The 23113-nt window shown below is 72.0% G+C and carries 18 protein-coding genes; 6 read left to right on the forward strand and 12 right to left on the reverse strand.

The window, feature by feature from the left end:
- Nucleotides 1-69: 69 nt before the first annotated feature.
- Together K8W59_RS01160 and K8W59_RS01165 are read left to right on the forward strand one after the other, a co-directional pair.
- Nucleotides 70-1602, forward strand: coding sequence for a 4Fe-4S dicluster domain-containing protein (locus tag K8W59_RS01160; RefSeq protein WP_223396949.1), 1533 nt, complete (start codon nucleotides 70-72; stop codon nucleotides 1600-1602).
- A complete protein-coding gene (locus tag K8W59_RS01165) occupies nucleotides 1599-4430 on the forward strand; it encodes a molybdopterin dinucleotide binding domain-containing protein (protein WP_223396950.1) in 2832 nt (943 codons plus the stop codon). The genes K8W59_RS01160 and K8W59_RS01165 overlap by 4 nt, the downstream gene beginning before the upstream one ends.
- Nucleotides 4431-4536: 106 nt before the next feature.
- On the opposite strand, the gene K8W59_RS01170 is transcribed toward K8W59_RS01165, so the two are convergent.
- From K8W59_RS01170 to K8W59_RS01195, 6 genes are all read right to left on the reverse strand, one after another.
- Complete coding sequence (locus tag K8W59_RS01170) at nucleotides 4537-4920, reverse strand: DUF202 domain-containing protein (RefSeq protein ID WP_223396951.1); 384 nt, start codon at nucleotides 4918-4920, stop codon at nucleotides 4537-4539.
- Entirely contained in the window at nucleotides 4917-5264 is a 348-nt protein-coding gene (locus K8W59_RS01175; RefSeq protein WP_223396952.1) for a YidH family protein, read from the reverse strand. The genes K8W59_RS01170 and K8W59_RS01175 overlap by 4 nt, the downstream gene beginning before the upstream one ends.
- 31 nt (nucleotides 5265-5295) lie before the next feature.
- Nucleotides 5296-5880: a rhodanese-like domain-containing protein gene (locus tag K8W59_RS01180; RefSeq protein ID WP_223396953.1), complete on the reverse strand. Its 585-nt coding sequence runs from the start codon at nucleotides 5878-5880 to the stop codon at nucleotides 5296-5298.
- Between the two features lie 9 nt (nucleotides 5881-5889).
- The gene (locus K8W59_RS01185; protein ID WP_223396954.1) at nucleotides 5890-7212 is read right to left on the reverse strand and encodes an MBL fold metallo-hydrolase; all 1323 of its coding nucleotides are present in this window, start codon (nucleotides 7210-7212) and stop codon (nucleotides 5890-5892) included.
- Nucleotides 7213-7330: 118 nt separating this feature from the next.
- Entirely contained in the window at nucleotides 7331-8851 is a 1521-nt protein-coding gene (gene glpK, locus K8W59_RS01190) for a glycerol kinase GlpK (RefSeq protein ID WP_223396955.1), read from the reverse strand.
- A 59-nt stretch (nucleotides 8852-8910) separates the two neighbouring features.
- Nucleotides 8911-9645, reverse strand: a complete 735-nt coding sequence (locus K8W59_RS01195; protein ID WP_263283273.1) for an MIP/aquaporin family protein — start codon at nucleotides 9643-9645, stop codon at nucleotides 8911-8913.
- A gap of 214 nt (nucleotides 9646-9859) precedes the next feature.
- Here K8W59_RS01195 and K8W59_RS01200 point away from each other — a divergent pair, with 214 nt between their 5' ends.
- A complete protein-coding gene (locus tag K8W59_RS01200; RefSeq protein WP_397195936.1) occupies nucleotides 9860-11578 on the forward strand; it encodes a glycerol-3-phosphate dehydrogenase/oxidase in 1719 nt (572 codons plus the stop codon).
- Between the two features lie 62 nt (nucleotides 11579-11640).
- On the opposite strand, the gene K8W59_RS01205 is transcribed toward K8W59_RS01200, so the two are convergent.
- The 4 genes from K8W59_RS01205 to K8W59_RS01220 all read right to left on the reverse strand — a co-directional run bounded on the left by K8W59_RS01205 (nucleotide 11641) and on the right by K8W59_RS01220 (nucleotide 16013).
- A complete protein-coding gene (locus K8W59_RS01205) occupies nucleotides 11641-12942 on the reverse strand; it encodes an HNH endonuclease signature motif containing protein (protein ID WP_223396956.1) in 1302 nt (433 codons plus the stop codon).
- 167 nt (nucleotides 12943-13109) lie between these two features.
- Nucleotides 13110-14555, reverse strand: a complete 1446-nt coding sequence (locus tag K8W59_RS01210; protein WP_223396957.1) for a M1 family metallopeptidase — start codon at nucleotides 14553-14555, stop codon at nucleotides 13110-13112.
- The gene (paaI, locus tag K8W59_RS01215; RefSeq protein WP_223396958.1) at nucleotides 14552-15451 is read right to left on the reverse strand and encodes a hydroxyphenylacetyl-CoA thioesterase PaaI; all 900 of its coding nucleotides are present in this window, start codon (nucleotides 15449-15451) and stop codon (nucleotides 14552-14554) included. The genes K8W59_RS01210 and paaI overlap by 4 nt, the downstream gene beginning before the upstream one ends.
- Nucleotide 15452: 1 nt before the next feature.
- Nucleotides 15453-16013: an RNA polymerase sigma factor gene (locus K8W59_RS01220; protein WP_223396959.1), complete on the reverse strand. Its 561-nt coding sequence runs from the start codon at nucleotides 16011-16013 to the stop codon at nucleotides 15453-15455.
- A 59-nt stretch (nucleotides 16014-16072) separates the two neighbouring features.
- Between K8W59_RS01220 and K8W59_RS01225 the strand changes: the two genes are divergently transcribed.
- Nucleotides 16073-17587, forward strand: a complete 1515-nt coding sequence (locus tag K8W59_RS01225) for a serine/threonine-protein kinase (protein WP_223396960.1) — start codon at nucleotides 16073-16075, stop codon at nucleotides 17585-17587.
- Between the two features lie 4 nt (nucleotides 17588-17591).
- On the opposite strand, the gene K8W59_RS01230 is transcribed toward K8W59_RS01225, so the two are convergent.
- Nucleotides 17592-18251 (reverse strand): hypothetical protein, encoded by a 660-nt coding sequence (locus tag K8W59_RS01230; protein WP_223396961.1) that lies wholly within the window; start codon nucleotides 18249-18251, stop codon nucleotides 17592-17594.
- A gap of 94 nt (nucleotides 18252-18345) precedes the next feature.
- On the opposite strand from K8W59_RS01230, the gene paaN reads away from it, so the two are divergent.
- Together paaN and K8W59_RS01240 are read left to right on the forward strand one after the other, a co-directional pair.
- The gene (gene paaN, locus K8W59_RS01235) at nucleotides 18346-20007 is read left to right on the forward strand and encodes a phenylacetic acid degradation protein PaaN (protein ID WP_223396962.1); all 1662 of its coding nucleotides are present in this window, start codon (nucleotides 18346-18348) and stop codon (nucleotides 20005-20007) included.
- A 592-nt stretch (nucleotides 20008-20599) separates the two neighbouring features.
- Nucleotides 20600-22441, forward strand: coding sequence for a LuxR C-terminal-related transcriptional regulator (locus K8W59_RS01240; protein WP_223396963.1), 1842 nt, complete (start codon nucleotides 20600-20602; stop codon nucleotides 22439-22441).
- A 12-nt stretch (nucleotides 22442-22453) separates the two neighbouring features.
- On the opposite strand, the gene K8W59_RS01245 is transcribed toward K8W59_RS01240, so the two are convergent.
- On the reverse strand, nucleotides 22454-23071 hold the full coding sequence (locus K8W59_RS01245) for a hypothetical protein (RefSeq protein ID WP_223396964.1): 618 nt from the start codon (nucleotides 23069-23071) through the stop codon (nucleotides 22454-22456).
- Nucleotides 23072-23113 lie beyond the last annotated feature (42 nt).

Raw genomic sequence — 23113 nt, forward strand, 5'->3', positions numbered from 1 at the left:
GCCGAACGCTATGACCTCATGGGCGATCGGGTCTACTCCGCCGGCCGCGCGTCCCCCACAGTGGGCAGAGTGCAATACGGCTTCGCGATCGATCAGCGCACCTGCATCGGCTGTCACGCCTGCACGGTGGCGTGCAAGACCGAGCACAACGTGCCGGTCGGCCAGTTCCGGACCTGGGTGAAGTACGTCGACTCCGGCCAGTTCCCCGAGACCAGCCGCGACTTCGGCGTCATGCGCTGCAACCACTGCACCGACGCGCCGTGCGTGCAGATCTGCCCGACCGAGGCGCTGTTCAAGCGCGAGGACGGCATCGTCGACTTCGACAACAGCGCCTGCATCGGCTGCAAGGCGTGCATGCAGGCGTGCCCGTACGACGCCATCTACGTCGACGCCGACACCAACACCGCCGCCAAGTGCAACTTCTGCGCCCACCGGGTCGACGACGGCCTCGAGCCGGCCTGTGTCGTGGTCTGCCCGACGGAGTCGATCTGGGTCGGCGACCTCGACGACCCCGACAGCGCGATCTCGCAGTTCATCGCCACCGAGGAGACCCTGGTCCGCTCGCCGGAGCAGGGCACCGGCCCGAACGTGCACTACGCCGGCGCCTCCCCGGCCGTGCTCGACCCGGTCGCTGCGCCGGTCGACGACACCTACATCTGGGCCCAGCCGGACACGCTGCGGCTGGCGGTCGCGCCCACCCTGCGCGGCGACGGGACCGACCCGGACGCCCCGCGCACCACGCTCAACACCGCGCACCCGGCCGTCTGGGGCTGGAAGGTCACGACCTACCTGTGGACCAAGGGCGTCGCCGCGGGCGCGATGCTGCTGCCCGCCCTCGCCTGGCTGCTCGGCCTCGACACCGGCGCCACCGGCGCGTACGTCGCCCCGGTCCTCGCCATGGCCGGGCTGCTGGCCACCGCCGTCCTCCTCATCGCCGACCTCAAGCGGCCCGAGCGCTTCTTCTTCCTGCTCACCAAGGCGCACTGGACCTCGTGGCTGGTCAAGGGCGGCGTCGTGCTCGCCGCGGGTGCGGCGCTCGCCGGCGTCTGGTTCCTCTTCGCCGTGGTCACCGGCGACGCCCCGCCCGGCTGGCTGCTGATGCCCGCCGCGGTGGCCGCCGTCCTCGTCGCCGGCTACACCGCCTTCCTCTTCGGCCAGGCCGAGGGGCGCGACCTGTGGCAGTCGCCGCTGCTGTTCCCCCACCTGATCGTCCAGGCGCTGATGGTCGGCGGCGGTGCGCTGCTGCCCGTCGCGGTCGCGCTGGACGCCGACACCGGGTGGGTGCGCCTGCTGGCCGGCGCCCTGCTCGTCGGCGCGGTCGGGCACCTGGGCCTGGCGGTGCGTGAGGTGACCGGCAGGCACTCCAGCGCCAACGCCTCCGCCGCGGCCCGGCTGATCGGCGAGGGTCCGCATCGCGGGACCTACCGCCTGGGCCTCGCGCTCTCCGCGGTCGCCGCGCTCACCGCCGCCCTCGCGCTCGTGGTCGGCGGCGGCGCCCTCGGCCTGATCGTCGCGCTCGTCGCGGGCGGTACGGCGCAGGTCGCCCTGCTCGCGTGGGAGCACGTCTTCGTCCGCGCCGCCCAGGAGGTGCCGCTGTCATGACCGACCAGAAGGCCGAGCGGGAGACCCGCCGTACCCTCCCCGGCGAGCGCAGCCGCTTCGGGCTGCGGAACTTCCCGCCCGCCGACCAGTGGCACGACCACGTCGAGCGCGACCCGCACACCCGCGAGGAGCGGCACTACTCGCTGATCCCGACGATCTGCTTCAACTGCGAGTCCTCCTGCGGGCTGCTGGCGTACGTCGACCACGCGGACGGCTCGATCCGCAAGCTCGAGGGCAACCCGGCCCACCCGGGCTCCCGCGGTCGCAACTGCGCCAAGGGCCCCGCCACGATCAACCAGGTGCTCGACCCCGAGCGGATCCTCACCCCGCTGCGCCGGGTGGGCGAGCGCGGGTCGGGCCAGTTCGAGCGGGTCACCTGGGAGGAGGCCCTCGCCGACATCGGCGCGCGGATCCGCCAGGCGATCATCGAGGACCGTCGCGACGAGGTGATGTACCACGTCGGCCGCCCCGGCGAGGACGGCTTCGCCGAGCGGGTGCTCCAGGCGTGGGGCGTGGACGGGCACAACAGCCACACCAACGTCTGCTCCTCCGGCGGGCGCTCGGGCTACACGCACTGGATGGGCTACGACCGGCCGTCGCCGGACTACGCGAACGCCGAGACCATCCTGCTGCTCTCCTCCCACCTGGAGACCGGGCACTACTTCAACCCGCACGCCCAGCGGATCATGGAGGCCAAGCAGCGCGGCGCCAAGGTGGCGGTCCTCGATCTCCGGCTCTCCAACACGGCCTCGCACGCGGACCTGTGGATCGCGCCGTGGCCGGGCAGCGAGGGGCTGATCTTCCTCGCCGTCGCCGCGCACCTGCTCCGCACCGGCCGGGTCGCCCGCGACTTCCTGCGGCGCTGGGTCAACTGGGAGACCTACCTGGAGCGGCTGCACCCCGAGGCGCCGCGCGACTTCGACACCTTCCTCACGCTGCTGACCGAGGACTACGCGGAGTACACCTTCGAGCGCGCGGCCGAGGCCGCCGACGTGCCGGTCGAGCAGATCGCCGAGCTCGCCGAGATGGTCGCCTCGGCGGGCACCCGGCTGGCCACCCACACCTGGCGGTCGGCCGCGGCAGGCAACCTGGGCGGCTGGCAGATCGCGCGGAGCCTGTTCTTCCTCAACGTGCTCACCGGCAGCGTCGGCACCGAGGGCGGCACGCACCCCAACGGCTGGGACAAGTTCATCCCGCACTTCCCGGAGATGCCGCCGCCGAACGACTCCTGGAGCGAGACGCTCTGGCCGCAGGAGTACCCCCTCACCACCAACGAGATGTCCATCCTGCTGCCGCACCTGCTGCTCGACGGGCGCGGCCGGCTGGAGGTCTACTTCAGCCGGGTCTACAACCCGCTATGGGTCAACCCCGACGGGTTCACCTGGATCGACGTACTCAAGGACGCCGACAAGATCGGCCTGCACGTCGCGCTCACCCCGACGTGGAGCGAGTCGGCGACCTTCGCCGACTACGTGCTGCCGATGGGGCACGCGACCGAGCGCCACGACACGATGTCGTTCGAGACGCACGCCTCGAAGTGGCTGGCCTTCCGGCAGCCGGTCAACCGGGTGGCCGCCGAGCAGCAGGGCGTGCCCTACCGCGACTCGCGCGACACCAACCCCGGCGAGGTGTGGGAGGAGAACGAGTTCTGGTTCGCGCTGTCGTGGGAGATCGACCCCGACGGCTCGCTCGGGATCCGGCAGTGGTTCGAGTCCCGCGAGCACCCCGGCGAGCGGATGACGATGGACGAGTACTACGACCGGCTGTTCTCTTGCTCCGTCCCCGGGCTGCCCGAGGCCGCGGAGGCGGAGGGGCTGACGCCGCTGGCCTACATGCGCAAGTACGGCGTCTACGAGGTCGCCCGCGGGCACTACCGCCTCGACGAGCGGCCGCTGACGCCGGAGGAGCTCGACGGTGCCGAGCCGGACGAGCACGGGGTGCTGCGCAAGCCCGTGACCGAGGACTCCCAGCCGCCGCTGGTCGGCGAGGCCGGTGCGGTCGGCGTCGAGCTGGAGGACGGCTCCCGGGTCGCCGGCTGGCTCTCGCCGTCGCGCAAGCTGGAGCTCTTCTCCACCACGCTGGCCGACTGGGGCTGGCCGGAGCAGGCGACGCCGGGCCACATCGAGTCGCACGTGTCGGCCTCCCGGGTGGACCGGGACAACGACGAGTTCGTGCTGATGCCGAACTTCCGGCTGCCGACGCTGATCCACACCCGCTCCGGCAACGCGAAGTACCTCAACGAGATCGCCAACACCCACCCGCTGTGGATGAACGCCGCCGACGCCCAGGCGATGGACATCGCCACCGGCGACCTGGTCAGGGTGACCACGGAGATCGGCCACTTCGTGGTTCGCGCGTGGTCCACCGAGGCGATCCGGCCCGGCGTCGTGGGGCTCTCCCACCACATGGGCCGCTGGCAGCAGAAGGGCCACCCCGGCAGCCGTTGGGTCATGGGCGAGGTCGAGCTGGACCGGACCGACGAGGGCGTGTGGTCGCTGCGCTACACCCGCGGCGTGGAGCCGTTCGAGAGCGAGGACCCCGACTCCTCGCGGATCACCTGGGACGACCCGGGCGTGCACCAGAACCTCGCCTTCCCCGTGCAGCCGGACCCGGTCTCCGGGATGCACTGCTGGCACCAGCACGTCCGGCTCGCCAAGGCCGGCCCCGACGACGCGTACGGCGACGTCCAGGTCGACGTGAACAAGTCCCGCGCGGCCTACCGCCGCTGGCTGTCGATGACCCGCCCCGGCCCCGGCCCGGGCGGCCTGCGCCGGCCGGAGTTCATGATGCGCCACGTCACGCCCCGCCGGTCGGCGTACAAGGTCTAGCCCCTCGCCTCCCGGCGCCTCGCCCGCCCGGCTGGCCGGGACGTCATACGCTCCGGAGAAGCGGTTCCCCACTTCGTATGACGTTGTGGGGCGGGGCGCCCCCGAGTCACCACTCGAAGGCGGTCTCGACGATCGCGAAGACGGCGGCCATGGAGACCACCGAGGCGGTGGTGAGGAGTACGGCGGCCACGGTGGCGTCGCCGCCCTGGAGCCGGGCGTCCGGGCCGCCCTCGAGCACCTGGGCGCGGGCGCGGCGATAGCCCAGCGGCACCACGAAGAGCACCAGCACGATCGCCGCGGAGATCATCAGGATGCCGCCCGCTTGGAGCAGCGGGCCGGAGTCGGGGATCTTGAACACGATCGTGCCCAGCGCGGCCAGGCTGATCCCGGTGCGCTCCCAGGCGAGCGAGGTCCGCTCGAGCGCGGCGACGTGCGCGACCAGCGCCGGGTGGTCCGGTGCGTCGCCCGCCCGTCCCCGGCGGCGGATCACAGCAACACCAGGGCCACCACGAGCAGGGTGACCACGACCAGTCCGCCGGTGACCAGGCGCAGCAGCCCCGGCTCGGGAAGCGACCGGCCGGTGCGCAGCGCGCGCTCGGTGGAGGACCACCGGACATAGGCGAGGAGGGGCAGCAACAGCGCCAGGGCCAACAGCCCCAGCCCCACGGCGTACCTCAGGATCGGGTGGCCGACCTCCGGCAGCAGGGTGAGGACGCCGATGCCGCCGGCGAGCAACCCGAGGGCGGTGCGGATCCAGGCGAGGAAGGTGCGCTCGTTCGCGAGGCTGAAGCGGTAGTCCGGATCCTCGCCCGGACGCGCTGGATGAGCCCTCATACCGCGAACGATAGTGCGCGCCACGGCCCGGTCAGGCGCTCGCCCGCGTGCCGGCGCGCAACTGCTCGACCGCCCCGTCGACGTCGGCTCCGGGCCCCTGGTTGTAGGGCAGCCGAGACAGCGCGTTGGCCATCATGCAGGTATTGCTGACCGCGGCGAAGGTCAGCCCGCCGCCGATGAACGCCGCCCCCCACTTGGCCTTGGGGAAGACGGTCGAGGCGAGCACCGAGGTCAGCGCGATCGAGCCCGCGACCAGGCGCACCTGGCGCTCCATCGCCCACTTCTCCTGCCCCTGCGCGGCGCGCTCGACCGGGCGGCCCTCGGCCTCCCAGGCGCCCATCCCGCCGGCAAGGACCACGACGTCGTCGTACCCGCCCTCCGCGATCCGGCCGGCCGCCTGCTCGGCCCGCGGTCCGCTCTGGCAGACCAGGACCAGGGTCCGGTCGGCGGTGCCGGCGATCCGGCGGGCGTCCACCTGGTCGAGCGGGATGTTGACCGCGCCCGCGATGCGGGTGGTCGCGAACTCGCCGGGTGTGCGCACGTCGAGCGCGACGGCGGTCTCGGCCAGCAGCTGCTCGGCCTGGGCGGGGGTGACGGTGGGGGGGATGGCTGGCATGGTTCGAGGCTACTCGCCGACCAGCTCGGTCACGCCCGCGCCGTCGAGCACGCGCACGTCGTACCCCTCCGAGGTCAACCGGGAGGCGGCGATGGCGGCCCGGCGACCGGAGCGGCAGGCGATCAGCACGGGCTCGTCGCGGGAGAGCCCCTCGGGCACGCCGCGGCTGAACAGCTCGGCGACGAACCGCTCCACCGCGCCGGGCATCCGCACCTCGGCGAGCTCGCTGTCCATCCGTACGTCGAGCACCTGGATGCCCTCGGCCACCAGGGAGCGGGCCCGGTCGAGGTCGACCAGCTCGAAGTCCTGCACCAGGTCGACGCCCCCGAGGTCGGTGACCAGCCCGGCCACCTCGTCGAACCGGATCTGCGCGAGCTGGGTCAGCGCCGCGTCCACGTCCTGGTCGGGCTCGGCGATCAGCACCACCGGCTCGTTGTAGGGCACCAGCCAGCCGACCCAGGAGCCGAAGTCGTCGGCCAGCTCGACCGCCGTGCTGCCGGGCAGGATGCCGCGCGACTGCGCCGCCCGCGGGCGCAGGTCGACCAGGTGGGCGCCGCTGTCGAGGGCCTCCTGCGCCGTCATGTGCGGCACCTCCGCGGTGGGGAGGGGCGGCACGCCGAGGGTGTTGGTCGGCGACATGTACTGGTAGAACGCCGGGATCGGCATCGGCGCCGCGGTCAGCGCTGTGGCCAGCTCGTCGGCCGAGCCGTACTGCAGCATCGGGTTCTCCCGCACCTGCTCGCCGATGGTCGAGGTGAACTTCGCCGACCCGCTCGCCGAGCAGAACGAGCCCTGGCCGTGGGTCGGGAAGAGGTCGACGTTCGCAGGCAGCTGCGCGAGCCGGTTGATCGAGATGTACTGCAGCCGCCCGAGCGTGTCCGCGCGCTCGGGCCCGAGCAGGTCCGGCCGGCCGGCCGAGCCGACCAGCAGCGAGCCGCCGGAGAACACGCCGACCTCCTCGCCGTCGATGAGCACGAGGTAGGACGTGTGCTCGGGCGTGTGGCCCGGCGTGTGGATCGGCCGCACGACCAGCCCGCCGCCGCCGTCGAGATCCTCGAGGTGGAAGGCGGGTGTGTGTCGGTACGCCGGAGCGGCGGCCGCGGGCAGCACCAGCTCGGCGCCCGTGGTCAGCGCCGCCTGCTCGGCACCGGAGACGTAGTCGTTGTGCAGATGCGTCTCCAGGACGAACCTGAGCTCCACATCCCGCTCCTCGGCCGCCTCCAGGAAGCGGCCGATGTCGCGCTGCGGATCCACGAGCACCCCCGTGCCCTCGTGGGTCAGCAGATAGGACGTGTCGCCCAGGCCCGGCGTCCGGAACGTCAGGATCTCCACTCCATCCACCTCGTCAATTGTACGGACTTTTCTCCGGGCTGCAAGACGACGCGCGCCCACGCGCAAGGGCCCCGGACCGCACCGGTCCGGGGCCCTCGCCCGCGCGTCGGCGGGCAGGTCACTCCACGTCGTCGTCGACCCAGTCCAGGGTCTTGGTGACCGCCTTCTTCCAGTTGCGGTAGAGGCGCTCGCGCTCCTCCTCGTCCATCTGCGGGGTCCAGCGCTTGTCCTCGCCCCAGTTGGCGGTGATGTCCTCGGTGCTGTCCCAGAAGCCGACGGCCAGCCCGGCGGCGTACGCCGCACCGAGCGCGGTGGTCTCGGCGACCTTCGGGCGGACCACGTCCACGCCGAGGATGTCGGCCTGGAACTGCATGAGCGTCTCGTTGACCACCATGCCGCCGTCGACCTTGAGCTCGGCGAGCGGGACACCGGAGTCGGCGTTCATCGCGTCCAGCACCTCGCGGGTCTGGAACGCGGTGGCCTCCAGGACCGCCCGGGCGATGTGCCCCTTGTTGACGTAGCGGGTCAGGCCGACCAGCGCGCCGCGGGCGTCGGGCCGCCAGTGCGGGGCGAACAGCCCGGAGAACGCCGGCACGAAGTAGGCGCCGCCGTTGTCGTCCACACCCTTGGCGAGGTCCTCGATCTCCGGCGCGTTCTTGATCAGCCCGAGGTTGTCGCGCACCCACTGCACGAGCGAGCCGGTGACCGCGATCGAGCCCTCGAGCGCGTAGACGGTGTCCTCGTCGCCGAGCTTGTAGCAGATCGTGGTGAGCAGCCCGTTCTCACTCGGCACCTGCTCGGTGCCGGTGTTGAGCAGCATGAAGTTGCCGGTGCCGTAGGTGTTCTTGGCCATGCCCTTCTCCAGGCAGGCCTGGCCGAACGTGGCGGCCTGCTGGTCGCCGAGGATGCCGGCCACCGGGGTGCCCTTGAGCACGCCGGGCCGGGCCTCGCCGTACACCTCCGAGGAGGACTTGATCTCCGGCAGCATCGACATCGGGATGCCCATGTCCTCGGCGATCGACTCGTCCCACGACAGCGTGGCGAGGTCCATCAGCATGGTGCGGCTGGCGTTGGTCACGTCGGTCACGTGCACGCCGTCGTTCTCCGCGCCGCCGGTGAGGTTCCACAGCACCCAGGTGTCGGTGTTGCCGAAGAGCAGGTCGCCGTTCTCCGCCTTCTCCCTGGCGCCCTCGACGTTGTCGAGGATCCACTTGACCTTCGGTCCGGAGAAGTACGTCGCCAGCGGCAGGCCGACCTTGTCCTTGTAGCGGTCCACGCCCTCGTCGCCGGCCAGCTCGTCGACGATCTTCTGGGTGCGGGTGTCCTGCCAGACGATCGCGTTGTAGACCGGCTGCCCGTTGGACTTGTCCCACACCACGGCGGTCTCGCGCTGGTTGGTGATGCCGACCGCGGCGATGTTGCCGGAGTTGAGGTTGGCCTTGGACAGCGCGCCGCCGATCACCTTGCGGGTGTTGTCCCAGATCTCGATCGGGTCGTGCTCGACCCAGCCGGCCTTGGGGAAGATCTGCTCGTGCTCGACCTGGTCGACCGAGACGACCTCGCCGGAGTGGTCGAAGACCATGGCGCGGGTCGAGGTGGTGCCCTGGTCGATCGCCAGGATGTAGGTGTTGTCTGCCATGTGGGTGCTGCTCCCTCGCGGTTGCGGTTGAAGACGGACGGTGCGGACGGTGGGCCGGCTCAGACGTAGTTGACCGCGTTGGCCAGAAGCCCGCCGAGGACCCCGCCGATGATCGGGCCGACGACCGGCACCCATGCGTAGCCCCAGTCGCTGCTGCCCTTGCCGGGGATCGGCAGGATCGCGTGCGCGATCCGCGGACCGAGGTCACGTGCCGGGTTGATGGCGTATCCGGTGGGTCCGCCGAGGCTGGCGCCGATGCCGACGACCAGCAGTGCGACGGCCAGGGGGCCCAGGCCACTGGGCGTCTTGCCGAAGCTGATGATGACGAAGACCAGCACGAAGGTGCCGAGCACCTCGGTGATGATGTTGGACACAGTGTTGCGGATCTCGGGGCCGGTGGAGAAGACGGCCAGCTTGACCGCCGGGTCCTGGTCGGGCTCGGCGAACTGGTCCTTGTAGGCCAGCCAGCACAGGATCGCGCCGATGACGGCGCCGATCATCTGCGCTGCCAGGTAGGTCAGCGTGGTGCCGAGCGACACCTCGATGCCAGGGGCGTACTCCTTGGCGTCGGAGGCCAGCAGGCCCAGGGTGACGGCGGGGTTCAGGTGCGCGCCGGACTTGTAGGCGACGTACACGCCGGCGAACACGCCGATGCCCCAGCCGAAGTTGATCATCAGGAAGCCGCCGTCGGCGCCCTTGCTCTTCGCCAGGACGACGTTCGCGACGACGCCGCAACCGAGCAGCAGCAGCGTCGCCGTGCCCATGATCTCGTGCAGCAGGATGTCTTGATACACAGTGCTCCTCAGGCCGAGTGCCCCGCCCTCGGTGGGCGGACGGCACGGTGATGCCGCTCACAGCGACGGGGCCGACCCTAGAGACAGGGGCCCTGATTGCCAACCCTTCCAACGGCGAGTTCTCCCGCTGTTGAGGGCGATGCGGCGCCTCCGGCTTGCGGGGTGCGGCGGGGTGCACGAGAGTTGGCCGGAGACGATCGGGAGGGAACCAGCGATGCCCATGCCCCCGCGGCTCGACGCCGCCTATCGGGAGCGCGCCTTCGCGGCGCTGAAGGACCACGAGTACGACGTCCTCGTCATCGGCGGCGGCGTGACGGGAGCGGGGGTCGCGCTGGACGCGGCGACCCGCGGGCTCTCGGTCGCGCTGGTCGAGCAACGCGACTTCGCCTCCGGCACGTCCTCGCGCTCCTCCAAGCTCTTCCATGGCGGGCTGCGCTACCTGGAGCAGATGAACTTCGCGCTGGTGCGGGAGGCGCTGAAGGAGCGCGAGCTGATGCTCACCCGGATCGCGCCGCACCTGGTGAAGCCGGTGTCGTTCCTCTACCCGCTGCAGCACAAGGTGTGGGAGCGGCCCTACGTCACCGCGGGCCTCACACTCTACGACTCGATGGGCGGCGCGCGCACCGTGCCGCGGCACAAGCAGCTGACCCGCACCAAGGCGCTGCAGATGGTGCCCGCGCTGCGCAACGACGCGCTCGTCGGTGCGCTGCTCTACTACGACGCCCAGGCCGACGACGCGCGGCACACCCTGACCGTGGCGCGCACCGCGGCGGCGTACGGCGCGACCATCCTCAACTCCGCGCAGGTCGAGGCGCTGCTCAAGGAGGGCGAGCGGGTGGTCGGCGCGACGGTCGAGGACGTCGAGACCGGCGAGCTGGTCGACGTCCGCGCCAAGGTGGTCATCAACTGCACCGGCGTGTGGACCGACGACATCCAGACCCTCGCCGGCGGGCGCGGCCGCTTCCACGTGCGCGCGTCCAAGGGCGTGCACATCGTGGTGCCGCGCGACCGGATCAACTCCGAGACCGGGCTGATCCTGCGCACGGAGAAGTCGGTGCTCTTCGTGATCCCGTGGAGCACCCACTGGATCGTCGGCACCACCGACACCGACTGGACCCTCGACAAGGCGCACCCGGCGGCCAGCCGCGCCGACATCGACTACATCCTCGAGCACGTCAACTCGGTGCTCGCGGTGCCGCTGACCCACGACGACATCCAGGGGGTGTACGCCGGCCTGCGGCCGCTGCTGTCGGGGGAGAGCGACCAGACCTCGCAGCTCTCGCGCGAGCACGCGGTCGCGCGGCCCCAGCCGGGGCTGGTCTCCATCGCCGGCGGGAAGTACACGACCTACCGGGTGATGGCGGCCGACGCGGTCGATGCGGCGAAGGTCGACCTCGGCGACAGCGTGCCGGACAGCGTCACCGAGCTGATCCCGCTCGTGGGCGCGGAGGGCTATCACGCGATGTCGAACCAGGTGGACCGGCTGGCCGAGCGCAACGGTGTGCCAGCGTGGCGGATGACCCGGTTGCTGGACCGCTACGGGTCGATGGTCGACGAGCTGTTCGCGCTCGCTGCCGATGACCCGTCCTTGCTCGAGCCGCTGCCCGGCGCGGAGGAGTACCTCAAGGCGGAGATCGTCTATGCCGCCACCCACGAGTCGGCGTTGCATCTGGACGACCTGCTGGCCCGGCGTACTCGCATCTCGATCGAGACCCTCGACCGCGGCGCGGCGGCCGCCGAGTCCGCGGCCGCGCTGGTCGCGCCGCACCTGGGCTGGGACGAGGCGCGGATCAACGACGAGGTGGCGGCCTACCGCTCCCGGGTGGAGGCCGAGCGCGAGTCGCAGACCGAGACCGACGACCAGGAGGCGAACGCCGAGCGGCTGGCCGCGCCGGACATCCGCAAGCGGGCGGTCGGGCGCGCGCTGGACTGAGGAGCCTCACATCCATCGAGTCGCCCTCGACCGTGCTGGGGCTTCGGGAGTGCGCGGTCGGCCTATCTGCGTCGGTGGAACGTCACGGTGTTGTCGGCATGGATCACGGTCTGGTAGGTGGGGTCGTGTGCTCGTCGGTGGTGGTGGGGGCAGTAGAGGCGGCAGTCGTGGATGTTGGTGTGGCCGTGGTCGCGGGCCCATTGTCGGTCGTGGTGGGCGTGGCAGCCTGAGGGTGGGATGGTGCAGCCGCGGGCGGTGCAGCCGCGGTCGCGGAGGCCGAGGGCGATGCGCTGGGCTTTGGTGTGGTAGCGGCGGGTCCGGCCGAGGTCGAGGACCTCTGAGGGGCCGCCGAGGACGGCGGGGATGATGCCGGCTTCGCAGGCCAGGCGGCGGGCGGTGCCGGCGTCGATGTGGTCGCCGTTGTCCAGGGTCGCTGTTCCGATGCCAGAGAGCAGGGTGTCGAGGGTCATGGTGATGACGATCTGGGCGTTCACCCCGCCGCTTTCGGGGAGCCGATCGGTCGGGTAGTGCTCGATGAGCTCGCCGAACGCTTGTCCGTGGCGTTCGGGCACGGACCGCCAGTCCCCGGTCTGTGGGTCTTTCAGGTCGTCGTGGTCGTGGCGCTTGGGGTTGGCGATGGCGTGGATGGCTTGGCGGAGCATCGCGCCTTGGTGGGCGGGGATCACAAAGGTGCCGTGGGTGCGGCCGTGGCCGTCGTCGTACATCGTCAGGCTGGCTGTTTGGGCTGCGGCGGCGGCTTCGCGTTCCAGCACGCGTTGTTCGTGGGATTCGCCGACCTCGGGCGCGACGATGTCGAGGATCCCTTTGCCGAGGCGGCCCAGGGCGTCGGCGTCGAAGTGCGCGGCGTCGGCCAGCAGCCGGTCCCGCGCCTGCTCCCGAACGGAGTCGTCGATGGTGTCGGGGAGCGCGTCGACCGCGCGCAGGACCACCGCGGCCTGATCCGCGCGGATCCGGCCGGCAGCCAGGGCATCGGCGATGGGGGTGTTGGCGTCATAGCCCAGCTCGAGCCCGAACTTCAGCAGGCGGCGGGCCTCGCGGAGGGTGACACGGGTGGTGTCGGCGTACCACGCCGCGGCCGACCTGTGCCCGCTCTGGTGGTGGAGCGCGCGGCGGTCCGCGTCGGCGACGGTGCGGGCCAGGGCGTGGGTGAGCCGCCCGGTCGCGGCGGTGAGCTGGTGGACCAGCCCGGCCACCTGATCGTCCGAGAGCCCGGTCAGCGACAGCTCGCCCAGCCCGTCCAACACCCCTTCCAGCCCGGCCGAGAGGGCCTCCAACCTGGCCGACGCCCCCGTGCCGGGGGCGTGCCACTCCCCGGACGGTGGGTCGGGGACCAGGGAGACCATGAGAGGGACCTTCCGGCGGGATGCGGATGCTGTAATGATTCGATCATAGTATCGAATGTGATCGGAGACACTGCTTCCTTGGTCTATGACAATCGGCGGCAAACCCTCCCAAAGACACCGATTCCTGTCGCCGACTCGGGGTGCACAAGCACCGACTCGGCAGGGCGTCAGGTCCGCGGGGGCGTGGCCGGACTCATCAGCCAGTCGCGGAAGAGGCCGGAGAGCTCCTCGCCGGTGGTGCGCTCCATGTGGGCGATCAGCTGGCGCCGGCCGGCGTTGCCGTTGTCGTAGGCGCGCGGCCAGCTGCGGATCGCCTGCCAGAAGGCCGCGTCGCCCACGCGGCGGCGTACCTCGTGCCACATCAGGGCCGGCGGGATGTAGACGTTCCCCGACGCGAAGTCGTCGGGGTCGAAGCGGGCGGGCGGCCCCGCCTCGTCGCGCAGCATCTGGTCCCGCTCGGCCTGCACGTCCATCAACCCGTCCAGCGACTCCCCGGTCGCCTCGGCCTCGTAGACGAACTGCAGATACGTGGTGATGCCCTCGCTCAACCACAGGTCGCGCCAGTCCCGGGGCGTGACCTGGTTGCCGAAGTAGTGATGCACCATCTCGTGCACCAGCACCGGGTCGGACAGGGCGTAGTCGCTGTTGCCCAGGGTGATCAGCGCCTGGGTCTCCATCCCGCTCATCGTGTCGACGACCAGCGTGCCCGCCGAGGAGAAGGGCCACGGCCCGAGTCGCCGCTCGACCCACTCGACGGCGTCCTTGGTACGGCGCACCCGCGGCCAGGAGGACGCGAACCGGCGCGGCACCCAGTAGTTGAGCGGCACACCCGAGGCGGTCCGGTCGGTCTCGTGGCGGTAGTCGCCGATCGCCAGGGTGGTGAGGTACGACGCGGCGGGCTCGTCGAGGCGGTACGACGTCACGGTGCGCCCCGCCACCTCGCGGCGCGACGTCAGCCGGCCGCCGGCGACCCCGGCCCACGGCGCCTGCACGGAGACGGTGATGTCGTAGAGCGCCTTGTCCGACGGGTGGTCGTTGACGGGGTACCAGGTGAAGGCGCCGTAGGGCTCCTGGATGGTCCACACCTCGTCGCGGTCGCTGAGGGTGAAGCCGACGCTCTCCACGTCCTCCCGCGTCGAGGGCGAGCGCGTCGGCCGGGGACGGCCGGCGTAGTCGATCCGCAGACGGTAGCGACGGTCTGCCCGCACCCGTTGCTCGATCAGCAGGTCCTTGCCGCGGTGCTGGAAGGCGACGGGTCTTCCGTCCACCCGGACCGAGGACGGGGCGAGCGGGCCGGCGAGGTCGAGCTGGAATCGCGGCGCGTCCATGGTCGCCCGCATCAGGATCGTCGCCCGGCCGTCGAGCCGCTTCCTCACCCGGTCCCAGTCCAGGCGCAGGCGGTAGTGCAAGGCATCCACGCCCGGGTCGCCCACGTCGGGGTAGACGGGGTCCTCGACCGGGTCGCTGAGCGCCGCGTCCAGGCGGGGGTCGTCTGCACCCGTGGGGGCCGGTCGGAGCGGGGCGGCGGACTGCTCGGGCTGCTCCGGCTGCGGGGGCGTGCAGCCGACCGGGACGACCAGCAGGGGCAGGACCAGCCAGGCGGCCGGTCTCACCGCTCCTCCCGGCGCAGTTCGGACGCGTAGCCCTCGAAGACCGCGACCACCCGGTCGTCCGCGCGGACGACGACGTCGTAGACCCCGCGCCCGGCCTCGCGGGAGCGCTCGGTCGCGCTCGCCTCGAGCATCTCGCCCAGGCGCACCGGGGAGCGGAACCGGATCGACGCCCCGGCGGCGACCGTGACCGGGCCGTGGCTGTTGCACGCGCAGGCGAAGGCGCTGTCGGCCACGGCGAACGTCAGCCCGCCGTGCCCGATCTCGTGCCCGTTCACCATGTCCTCCCGCACCGGCATGGTCACCACGGCGCGACCCGGGGCCACCGCGTCCAGGCGCATCCCCAGCGCCCGACTCGCTCGGTCCTCGTCCCACATCCGGACGACCGCCTCGGGCCAGGCGGCGTCCCGGGTCAGCATCGCGATCCGCTTCGGCCCGTCGACCACCTCGCCCACCTGCGCGAACCCGCGTCGGCGGTGGAAGGCGAGGCTCGCCTCGTTCGGCGGCTCGCTGTTCACCTCCAGGGCGAACAGCCCGTGCCGCCCGGCCCGTGCCTCGATGAGGTCATAGACCGCGCCGGCCACGCCAGTACGGCGGAAGCCGGGGGCGATCACGACGCGGTCGAGGTAGAGGAAGTCGTCGTACCGCTCGCCGAACCACCGGTAGAGCCGGGAGTCGTAGCCCGTGCCCGCGGGCATCGTGACCACGAACCCCGCGACCTCGCCGTCGACGTCGACCACCTCGACGCGGCCGGTGGACTCCAGCATCGCCAGCCGGTCCTCGTCCATCGGGGACAGCAGCTCGACGTGGTCGGCGTTGAGCCCGAGCACGAGCTCCCGCTCGGACCCGTCGGCCGGCGGCCGCAGGCGCACCGTCCGGTCGCCGGGCTCGACGCCCACCTCAGCCCTCCGAGCGGAGCAGCGGGCGAGCCAGCTTGCGGCCGTGGTGGATCTGCGCCTTCACGGTGCCCAGCGGGGCACCGACCTGTTGCGCGATCTCCTCGTAGCTGAGCCCGTAGACGTCGCGGAGCAGGAGCGGCTCGACATACTGCGGGTGGTCGCGCTCGATGGTCTCCATCGCCTCCAGCAGGTCCAGCCGGGTGCCGGCGATGACGCTGGTGGTGCGCGGGTCGGCCCGCTCGAGGTGCATCTCGTCGGAGGGGAGCGCCTGCCGCTTCATTCGGCGGTAGGTGGAGCGCGCGGCGCTGACCGCCACGACGTGCATCCAGGTGGTGAAGCGGCCGCGCCCGCCCCAGGAGCCGACCTTCCCCGCGATCGCGATCAGGGCCTCCTGGGCGGCGTCCTCCGCGTCGGGGACATGCGGGAGCACGCCGCGGCAGACGTTGAGGACCCGCGGGCGCACCGCCGTCAACAGGTCCTCCAAGGCGCCCTGGTCGCCCGCCTGGGCCCGCCTGGCCAGGTCGTCGATCGCGTCGGGGCTGAGCCCCTGCCGCTCGTTCATCACTCTCCTGGTGCTGCTCGTCGATCCCCCGCAGGGCTCGCTAGCAACATAATGCAGGGGTGGCATCACCTTCTCGCCTCGGTCGCTACGCCGTGCGCCGCCGGATCGGCGCGGGGGGCTTCGCCACGGTCTGGCTCTGCTACGACGAGCAGCTGGACTCCCCGGTCGCGGTGAAGGTGCTGGCCGAGAACTGGGCGGTGGACCTGCACGTGCGCCAGCGCTTCGTCGAGGAGGGGCGCTTCCTGCGGAAGGTCGAGTCGCCGCACGTCGTGCCCGTCTACGACGCGGGCGAGCTCGACGACGGGCGGCCGTTCCTGGTGATGGCCTACGCCGACCAGGGGAGTCTGGCCGACCGGCTCGACCTGGCCCCCCTGGAGGTGGGGCAGGCCCTGCAGGTGGTGCGCGAGGTCGGAGTGGGGTTGCGCGCGCTGCACCAACGCGGCGTCCTGCACCGGGACGTGAAGCCGGCCAACGTGCTCTTCCGCTCCGAGCCGCGCGACGAGCAGGACGGCCCGGCGATGGTCCGCTCGATGGTCGGCGACCTGGGGTTGGGCAAGTCGCTGGACATGTCCTCGCGGCTGTCCATGGTGGCCGGCACCCCGGCCTACGTCGCACCCGAACAGGCGCGGGGGGATCGGCTGGACGCCCGCGCCGACCTGTTCTCCCTGGCGGCCGTGGCCTACTTGCTCCTGGCCCACCGCCCGCCGTTCCAGCACGCCTCCCTGTCCGCGGCCTCGGACCGCGCGCTGCCCTCGGAGGGGTCGGGCCTCCCGCCGGAGGCCGACGCCGTGCTGCGACGGGGGTTGGCGCCGGACCCGGAGGATCGGTACGACGACATCGCCGCGTTCGTGGGCGACCTGGCCGCCTCCCTGGAGCACGTCGCGGGCGCCGATGCGACCGGTCAGGTCGCATGGCTCCCGACCGACCCGGATGCGACCCGGGTCGGGGCGCCGCCCTCCCCGCTGCCCTCCTCCTCGCCGTCGCCTCCCTCGCGGTCGAGCTCGGAGACCGCCCCCGCCGGGGGCTCCGCGCCGACGAGGCGGAGCGGGATCGGCCGCGGCTGGCTGGTTGCCGCTGCGGTGGCGGCGGTCCTGGGCGTCGCCGGTGGGTGGGTCCTGGGCCGGCAGGCGCCCGCGGACGTGACGGTAAGCGACGAGAACGGGTCCCTGCGGGTGACGGTCCCGGGGAGCTGGAACGGTGCGCTCGGCCGGGGGGAGTGGACGCCGCCGGGGTCCGCCGGCTCCTACTCGGCTCTGTCGGTCGGGTCGCGCCGGGGCTGGCAGGGCGACCCGGGGGCCAACGGCGTCTTCCTCGGGATCCTGCCCGGAGGCAGCCTGCCCGTGGACCTACCCGGACACCCTTCCTGCACCGAGGTGCAGGACCCGATCAACGACGAGAGCGCGGCCCTCGGGCCGACCGTGACCGTGGTCAACGCACGCTGTGCCGGAGGGTCGACCGTCTTCGAGCGGGTGATCCGCGTGGCCGACAACCGGCTGCTGTGGGTGCAGGTGCAGGCCGACGACCGGTCCGCGGCGACCGCCGTACTCGACTCGGTGCAGGTCTCCGGCTTCTGATCGATCACCCTTCCGGAGGGTCCAGCGAGCGCGCCTCGCTGGCCATCCGGGCGAGCAGCTGCTTCATTCCAGCCTCGTCCTGGAGCCGCCCCGTCCAGGCGATCTCGACGTCGGCGAAGACGTCGCTGCGCAGGTTGATCCACCGGATCAGCAGGAGCTTGCGGTAGCCGTCGCGGACGATCGTGGCCAGCAGGCTCGAGGTGCCCTCGTCGACCTGGAGTCGCTGGATGTCGGTGATGTTCGGGTCACCGGGCAGCGCGTCGCGGCGTGCGAGCACCATCTCGCGCAGGGTGACATCCTCGCGGATCACGGCCACGCGCACGGAGTAGCCACCACCGGTCGTGTCGCCGGGTGGCAGCCAACGGGCCTCGCCGTCGCGCAGGTCGACCCGCCGCCACCCGACCGGCACCGGGACGACGACCCGCTTGTCGCCGTCCCGGAGGCGCTCGTCGGCCAGGATCAGGTCGCCGGGCAGCGCAGGCACGGGCGCGTCCGGGAGGACGGCTCCGGTGCCGCCGAGCGGATCGGACGGACCCTCAGCCGGGACCGGGCGCTGCTCGGAGACGGGCACCGGCTCGGGCTCGAGCTCGCGGGAGGCGGCGAAGCCCGCGGCCAGGCCGAGGCCTAGCACTGCCAGCACCACCAGCGGACCCCGGAACCTCATGGGCACCATCCTCCCCGGTCCCACCGCCACGAGCCACTTGTGACATCTTGCTGCACGGCTTGCGTGGATCTGTCACACGCGGGAGGGTGGGGCCATGACCGACCTCTTCGCCCGGCATCGTGACCGTCTGGACGCCGCGGTGGCCGCCTGCGCCACCCGCGAGTTCCACTCCGCCTTCGACGAGTCGCCCTCGCCGCGGGTGTACGGCGAGACCGCCGCCGCGGAGGGCCAGGCGGCCTTCGAGGCGCTGCTGGGCGGGGACTTCCCGATCAGCACCCCCGGCAGTGACGGGACCGTGGCGACCGAGAAGTCGCCGTACGGCCTGCCCTTGGACGTCGCCTATCCCCGCGCGCGCGACCTGGACGCGCTGCTCGGCGCGTCGACCGCGGGCATGAAGGCCTGGCGCGATGCCGGCCCGGAGGCCCGGGTCGGCGTGTGCCTGGAGATCCTGGACCGGCTGCACTCGCGGATCTTCGAGCTCGCCAACGCGGTCCAGCACACCAGCGGCCAGGCGTTCGTCATGGCCTTCCAGGCCGGTGGCGCGCATGCGCTTGACCGAGCGCTGGAGGCGGTCGCCTACGCCTGGGTGGAGATGACCCGGGTGCCGCGGGCCGCGCGGTGGGAGAAGCCGGGCAAGCGCCCGATCACCATGGAGAAGACCTTCACCGCCGTCCCGCGCGGGGTCTCGTTGGTGATCGGCTGCAACACCTTCCCGACGTGGAACTCCTGGCCGGGGCTGTTCGCCTCGCTCGCCACCGGCAACCCGGTCGTGGTCAAGCCGCATCCGGGCGCCGTCCTGCCGCTCGCGATCACGGTGCAGGTCTGCCAGGAGGTGCTCGCCGAGGCGGGCTTCGACCCGCAGCTGGTGCTGCTCGCCGCCGAGGACCCGGCCGACGGGCTCGCGGCCGAGCTGGCGGTGCGTCCTGAGGTGCGGCTGATCGACTTCACCGGCGGCAACGCCTTCGGTGACTGGCTGGAGGCGAACGCGCGGCATGCCGTCGTCTTCACCGAGAAGGCGGGGGTCAACACCGTGGTCGTCGACTCCACCGACTCCTTCGCCGCGATGTGCCAGAACCTGGCGTTCTCCTTCGCGCTCTACACCGGCCAGATGTGCACCGCCCCGCAGAACGTCTACCTGCCCGCCGACGGGATCGAGACCGACGAGGGGCACAAGAGCGTCGCCGAGGTCGCCGAGGGCATCGGCGCCGGCCTGACGCAGCTGCTCGACGAGGACGCCCGTGCCGTGGAGCTGCTCGGCGGGGTGGTCAACGCCGGTGTGCTGGAGCGGCTGGCCGGCGCCGGGTCGCGCGGGGAGGTGCTCGTCCCCTCCCGCGAGGTCGCGCATCCGTCGTACCCCGACGCGACGGTGCGTACGCCGACCCTGGTCGGCCTCTCCGCCGACGCCGATGCGGAGGTCTATGAGTCCGAGTGCTTCGGGCCGGTGGCCTACCTGATCGGCACGTCCGGCACCGAGCAGTCGATCGAGCTCTTCCGCGACACCGTGCAGCGGCACGGCGCGATGACCGCGTCGGTCTACTCCACCTCGCCCGCCGTGGTCGAGGCGATGCGGGACGCGGCCCTGGACGCGGGCGTCGCGCTGAGCGAGAACCTGCTGGGCGCGGTGTTCGTCAACCAGTCCGCGGCCTTCAGCGACTTCCACGGCACCGGCGCCAACCCGGCCGCGAACGCGTCGTACACCGACGGCGCCTTCGTCTCCCCCCGCTTCCGGTTCGTCCAGTCGCGCCGGCACGTGTGAGGTCGGGCCGCCCTCTTGCTGGCCGCCCGTCCGTCGCGGTGAGGCGTAACCACACTGGCAGAACCTGGTCCGGACGGTGGTGCTGAGCGGGCCCGGGGCGGGGAGCTGGGACTTCTGCCAGTGTGGGTACGCCAGGCACCGCTGGTCGAGCCTGTCGAGACCCGAGCCTGGGCATGCCCGGGCGCGGAGCAAAGGGTCAGGTTCGCGCTCGGCCCCCATAGCCGGTGGCCGCTGGCGGGCCGACGCGCCCCGCGGGATGCGCGCGGGACACGCCGGCGCCGTACGACGGCGGGGGGCGCCTCGATAAGGGAGGGGCAGGAGGGCCCGCCCGCCGTCAGAACCGTTCAGCGCATGCGAACCAGTGGATGCGGGAGAACGGCGGTATGCGACGGGAAGTGCCTCCAGTATCGAACGTCCGACCGCGCCGGGACAGCGGGAAACTACCCGTCTCTTGTCTGCCACGGCGCAGAGAGTGACAATCGAGGGATGGCGGGCACTCACCGTGTCCGTGGATGCAACGAGGTCAGGGATGGGGCAGCCCACTTCCCGTAGCGAGCCGACAGCCGAGACGGTCCATGCGTGGCGACTGTTGATGACAGTGGTCGCCCGGTCGTTGCACGTGTCGGTGGGGCTGGTGACCCGTGTGGTCGGCGACGGGGAGTTGGAGTACGCCGCCCCGAGCACCAACCCGGAGAACCCCTACACCCCGGGCGAGCTGATCGCTCTGGAGGCCGGGGTGCTGTGCGAGCAGGTGATCACCCGACGCAGCGAGCTGGCGGTCTGCGACTCCCGCACCCAGGCCGAATGGGCCGACAACCCCGACGCGCGCACCGGTCTGCTGGCCTACCTGGGCTTCCCGGTCTTCTGGCCCGATGGGGCCATCTTCGGGACGATCTGCGTCCTGGACCGGCAGCCGCGAGACTTCACCGGTGCCGAGCGGGCCCTGCTGTTGTCGGCCCGCGATCTCATCCACGACTCCCTCGGCGCGATGGACGCCAGCCCGGAGTCGGTCTCGGTGGTGCCGGCGGCTGCCGCCGGGGACAGTCCCTCGATGGGGCTGTGGGATCACGACCCGCGCACCGGCACGGTCCGGCTCTCGCCCCTGGTGCACGCGCTCTACGCCGAGCTCTGCGGCGGGTCGGTCGAGACGTTGGCGCAGTGGCTGAACTGCTTCCCCAGGAAGTATGCCGAGGAGTGGGCCTCGCGCCTGCACACGCTGGTCACCGGGGAGCACCGCACCGCCTCCATCGGCATGCTGCTGCCGGACGGGGCAGGCCCGCGGATGGTGCGGATCGTGGGGCGAGGATTGCGAGACGCCGACGGTGAGGTGATGGCCGTGGTGGGGGTGCACACGGTGCACGACGTCGACGCCGGCCCCGAGGCAGGCCGGCGCACTGACGGGATCACCGCGCTGCTCGACGGCCGCGGCCGGGTCGTGCAGGCCGATCCACGTCTGGACGAGCTGTTCGCCAGCGCGTCCTCCCGAGAGCTGCTCAGCGCCCGGTTGGCCGACGCCGTGATCGGCCATGACCTCTCCGAGGCGGTACGGCGCGTCCGCCGGGGCGCGGCCGAGGTGGAGCATCTCGTGCTCGAGCCCGTCCTCGGGCAGTCCCCCTATCTCGCATCGCTCACCCAGGTGGCCGCGGAGGGGAGCCGTCCCCGGCTACGCCTCCGCCTGCTCTCCGAGCACCCGGCGAGCCCGGAGACGCACAGCCATCTGGACCGCGAGCCCGTCACCGGGTTGCCGACCCGCCGGCAGCTGGAGGGCAGGTTGCGTGCCTGGTGGGACGAGGAGGCGGGCTATCCGGGACGGGTCATGCTCGCGCTCGTGGACGTCACGAACATTCGCACGATCGCGCGGGAGGACGGGCTGAGTGCTGCCGACGACGTCCTCGGTGCGCTCGCCGATCGGCTCTCGGGCACGGGTCACTTCGTGGCGACCCTGGGCTACGGCTACCTGGCCCTCCTCGCCCAGCTGCACGAGTCGGTGAGCATCACCTCCTTCCAAGAGGCTGTGCAGGAGCAGGCGAGGCCGGTCCCGTGTGCCGATGTGGTCGAGCCGATCATCGAGGTCTCCTGGACAGAGGTCCGGGACGGTGCCGACAGCCGGCCGGACGCGCTGCTCGACCGGGCCGCCGAAGCGCTCGCTCACGGAGTCACGGACGAGGGCGAGGATCCCCGGACACCGCGACTCACCGAACGACAACGCGAGGTCGCCCAGCTGGTGGCGGTGGGCCTGTCCAACAAGGAGATCGCCGAGCACCTGGTGATCGCGGTCCGCACGGTGGAGGGGCACCTGGACGCGATCCGGGAGCGGCTCGACGTCCGCAACCGCGCTCAGCTGGTCGCCTTCGTCCTGACCCACCCCGCCGTGTGCGGAACCCCGCAGGAGTGGGGCGAGCCGCGTCGCCTGCCGGAGCGGGTCGGACGCTAGGAACCGGGTCCGTCAGGGCGCCGTCCCAGGGGTCAGGGAGACGCAGGCCTTCGCCTCGGGGCTGGACCAGGTCGCGACCGGCCAGGCGGCACACACCGACCCGTCGCTCCAGGAGCCCTCGCGCACGAAGGCGGTCCCGCCGGCGCCGCCGCGGTAGAGGAAGACGCTGTCGCGGCGCCCCACCAGGTTCGCGGGTACGGCGACCCAGTAGCGGCTCTGCCCGGCGGAGTCGGCGCAGCCGCTGTAGAGGTAGTAGCGGTCGTACCCCTCGAGGTACTGGTACTGCTGGCCCAGGCCGCTGTCGGCGCCGAACGTCTGGCTGGTGTGCACCCGGCGGGCGTTCCCGTCCGGGTCGGTCGGCTTCTCCCCGTGGTAGATCAGGCTCGAGGTGTCGTAGGAGCCGCTGGGGGAGAGGAACGGGCACGGCGCGTCGGCGGAGGCGCGGGTGGTGATCTGGCGTCCGCTGATCGAGGCCTTCGACACCCAACTGCCGACCGCGGGCGTCGAGGACGAGGTCGTGGTGCCCGATCCCTCGTCACTCGCGTAGTCCGAGGCCGACGCGGACGTTGGGAGCGCGGCGGCGACGGCCACCGCGGTGATCGTGGTCGCTGCGATGCGGGCGAGCTGCATGGTGATCCTCCACTCTTCGATGGATGCGGTCACCGGTTGCGA

It is taken from the genome of Nocardioides rotundus (assembly GCF_019931675.1).
GTDB classification, from domain to species: domain Bacteria; phylum Actinomycetota; class Actinomycetes; order Propionibacteriales; family Nocardioidaceae; genus Nocardioides; species Nocardioides rotundus.

Bases quoted from the DNA above. Each gene is read 5' to 3' on its own strand.
- glpK (WP_223396955.1), bottom strand. From the start codon at position 8,851: ATGGCAGACAACACCTACATCCTGGCGATCGACCAGGGCACCACCTCG.
- K8W59_RS01245 (WP_223396964.1), bottom strand. From the start codon at position 23,071: ATGCAGCTCGCCCGCATCGCAGCGACCACGATCACCGCGGTGGCCGTC.
- K8W59_RS01175 (WP_223396952.1), bottom strand. From the start codon at position 5,264: ATGAGGGCTCATCCAGCGCGTCCGGGCGAGGATCCGGACTACCGCTTC.
- K8W59_RS01180 (WP_223396953.1), bottom strand. From the start codon at position 5,880: ATGCCAGCCATCCCCCCCACCGTCACCCCCGCCCAGGCCGAGCAGCTG.
- K8W59_RS01165 (WP_223396950.1), top strand. From the start codon at position 1,599: ATGACCGACCAGAAGGCCGAGCGGGAGACCCGCCGTACCCTCCCCGGC.
- paaN (WP_223396962.1), top strand. From the start codon at position 18,346: ATGACCGACCTCTTCGCCCGGCATCGTGACCGTCTGGACGCCGCGGTG.
- K8W59_RS01200 (WP_397195936.1), top strand. From the start codon at position 9,860: ATGCCCATGCCCCCGCGGCTCGACGCCGCCTATCGGGAGCGCGCCTTC.
- K8W59_RS01240 (WP_223396963.1), top strand. From the start codon at position 20,600: ATGACAGTGGTCGCCCGGTCGTTGCACGTGTCGGTGGGGCTGGTGACC.
- K8W59_RS01220 (WP_223396959.1), bottom strand. From the start codon at position 16,013: ATGAACGAGCGGCAGGGGCTCAGCCCCGACGCGATCGACGACCTGGCC.
- K8W59_RS01205 (WP_223396956.1), bottom strand. From the start codon at position 12,942: ATGGTCTCCCTGGTCCCCGACCCACCGTCCGGGGAGTGGCACGCCCCC.
- K8W59_RS01230 (WP_223396961.1), bottom strand. From the start codon at position 18,251: ATGAGGTTCCGGGGTCCGCTGGTGGTGCTGGCAGTGCTAGGCCTCGGC.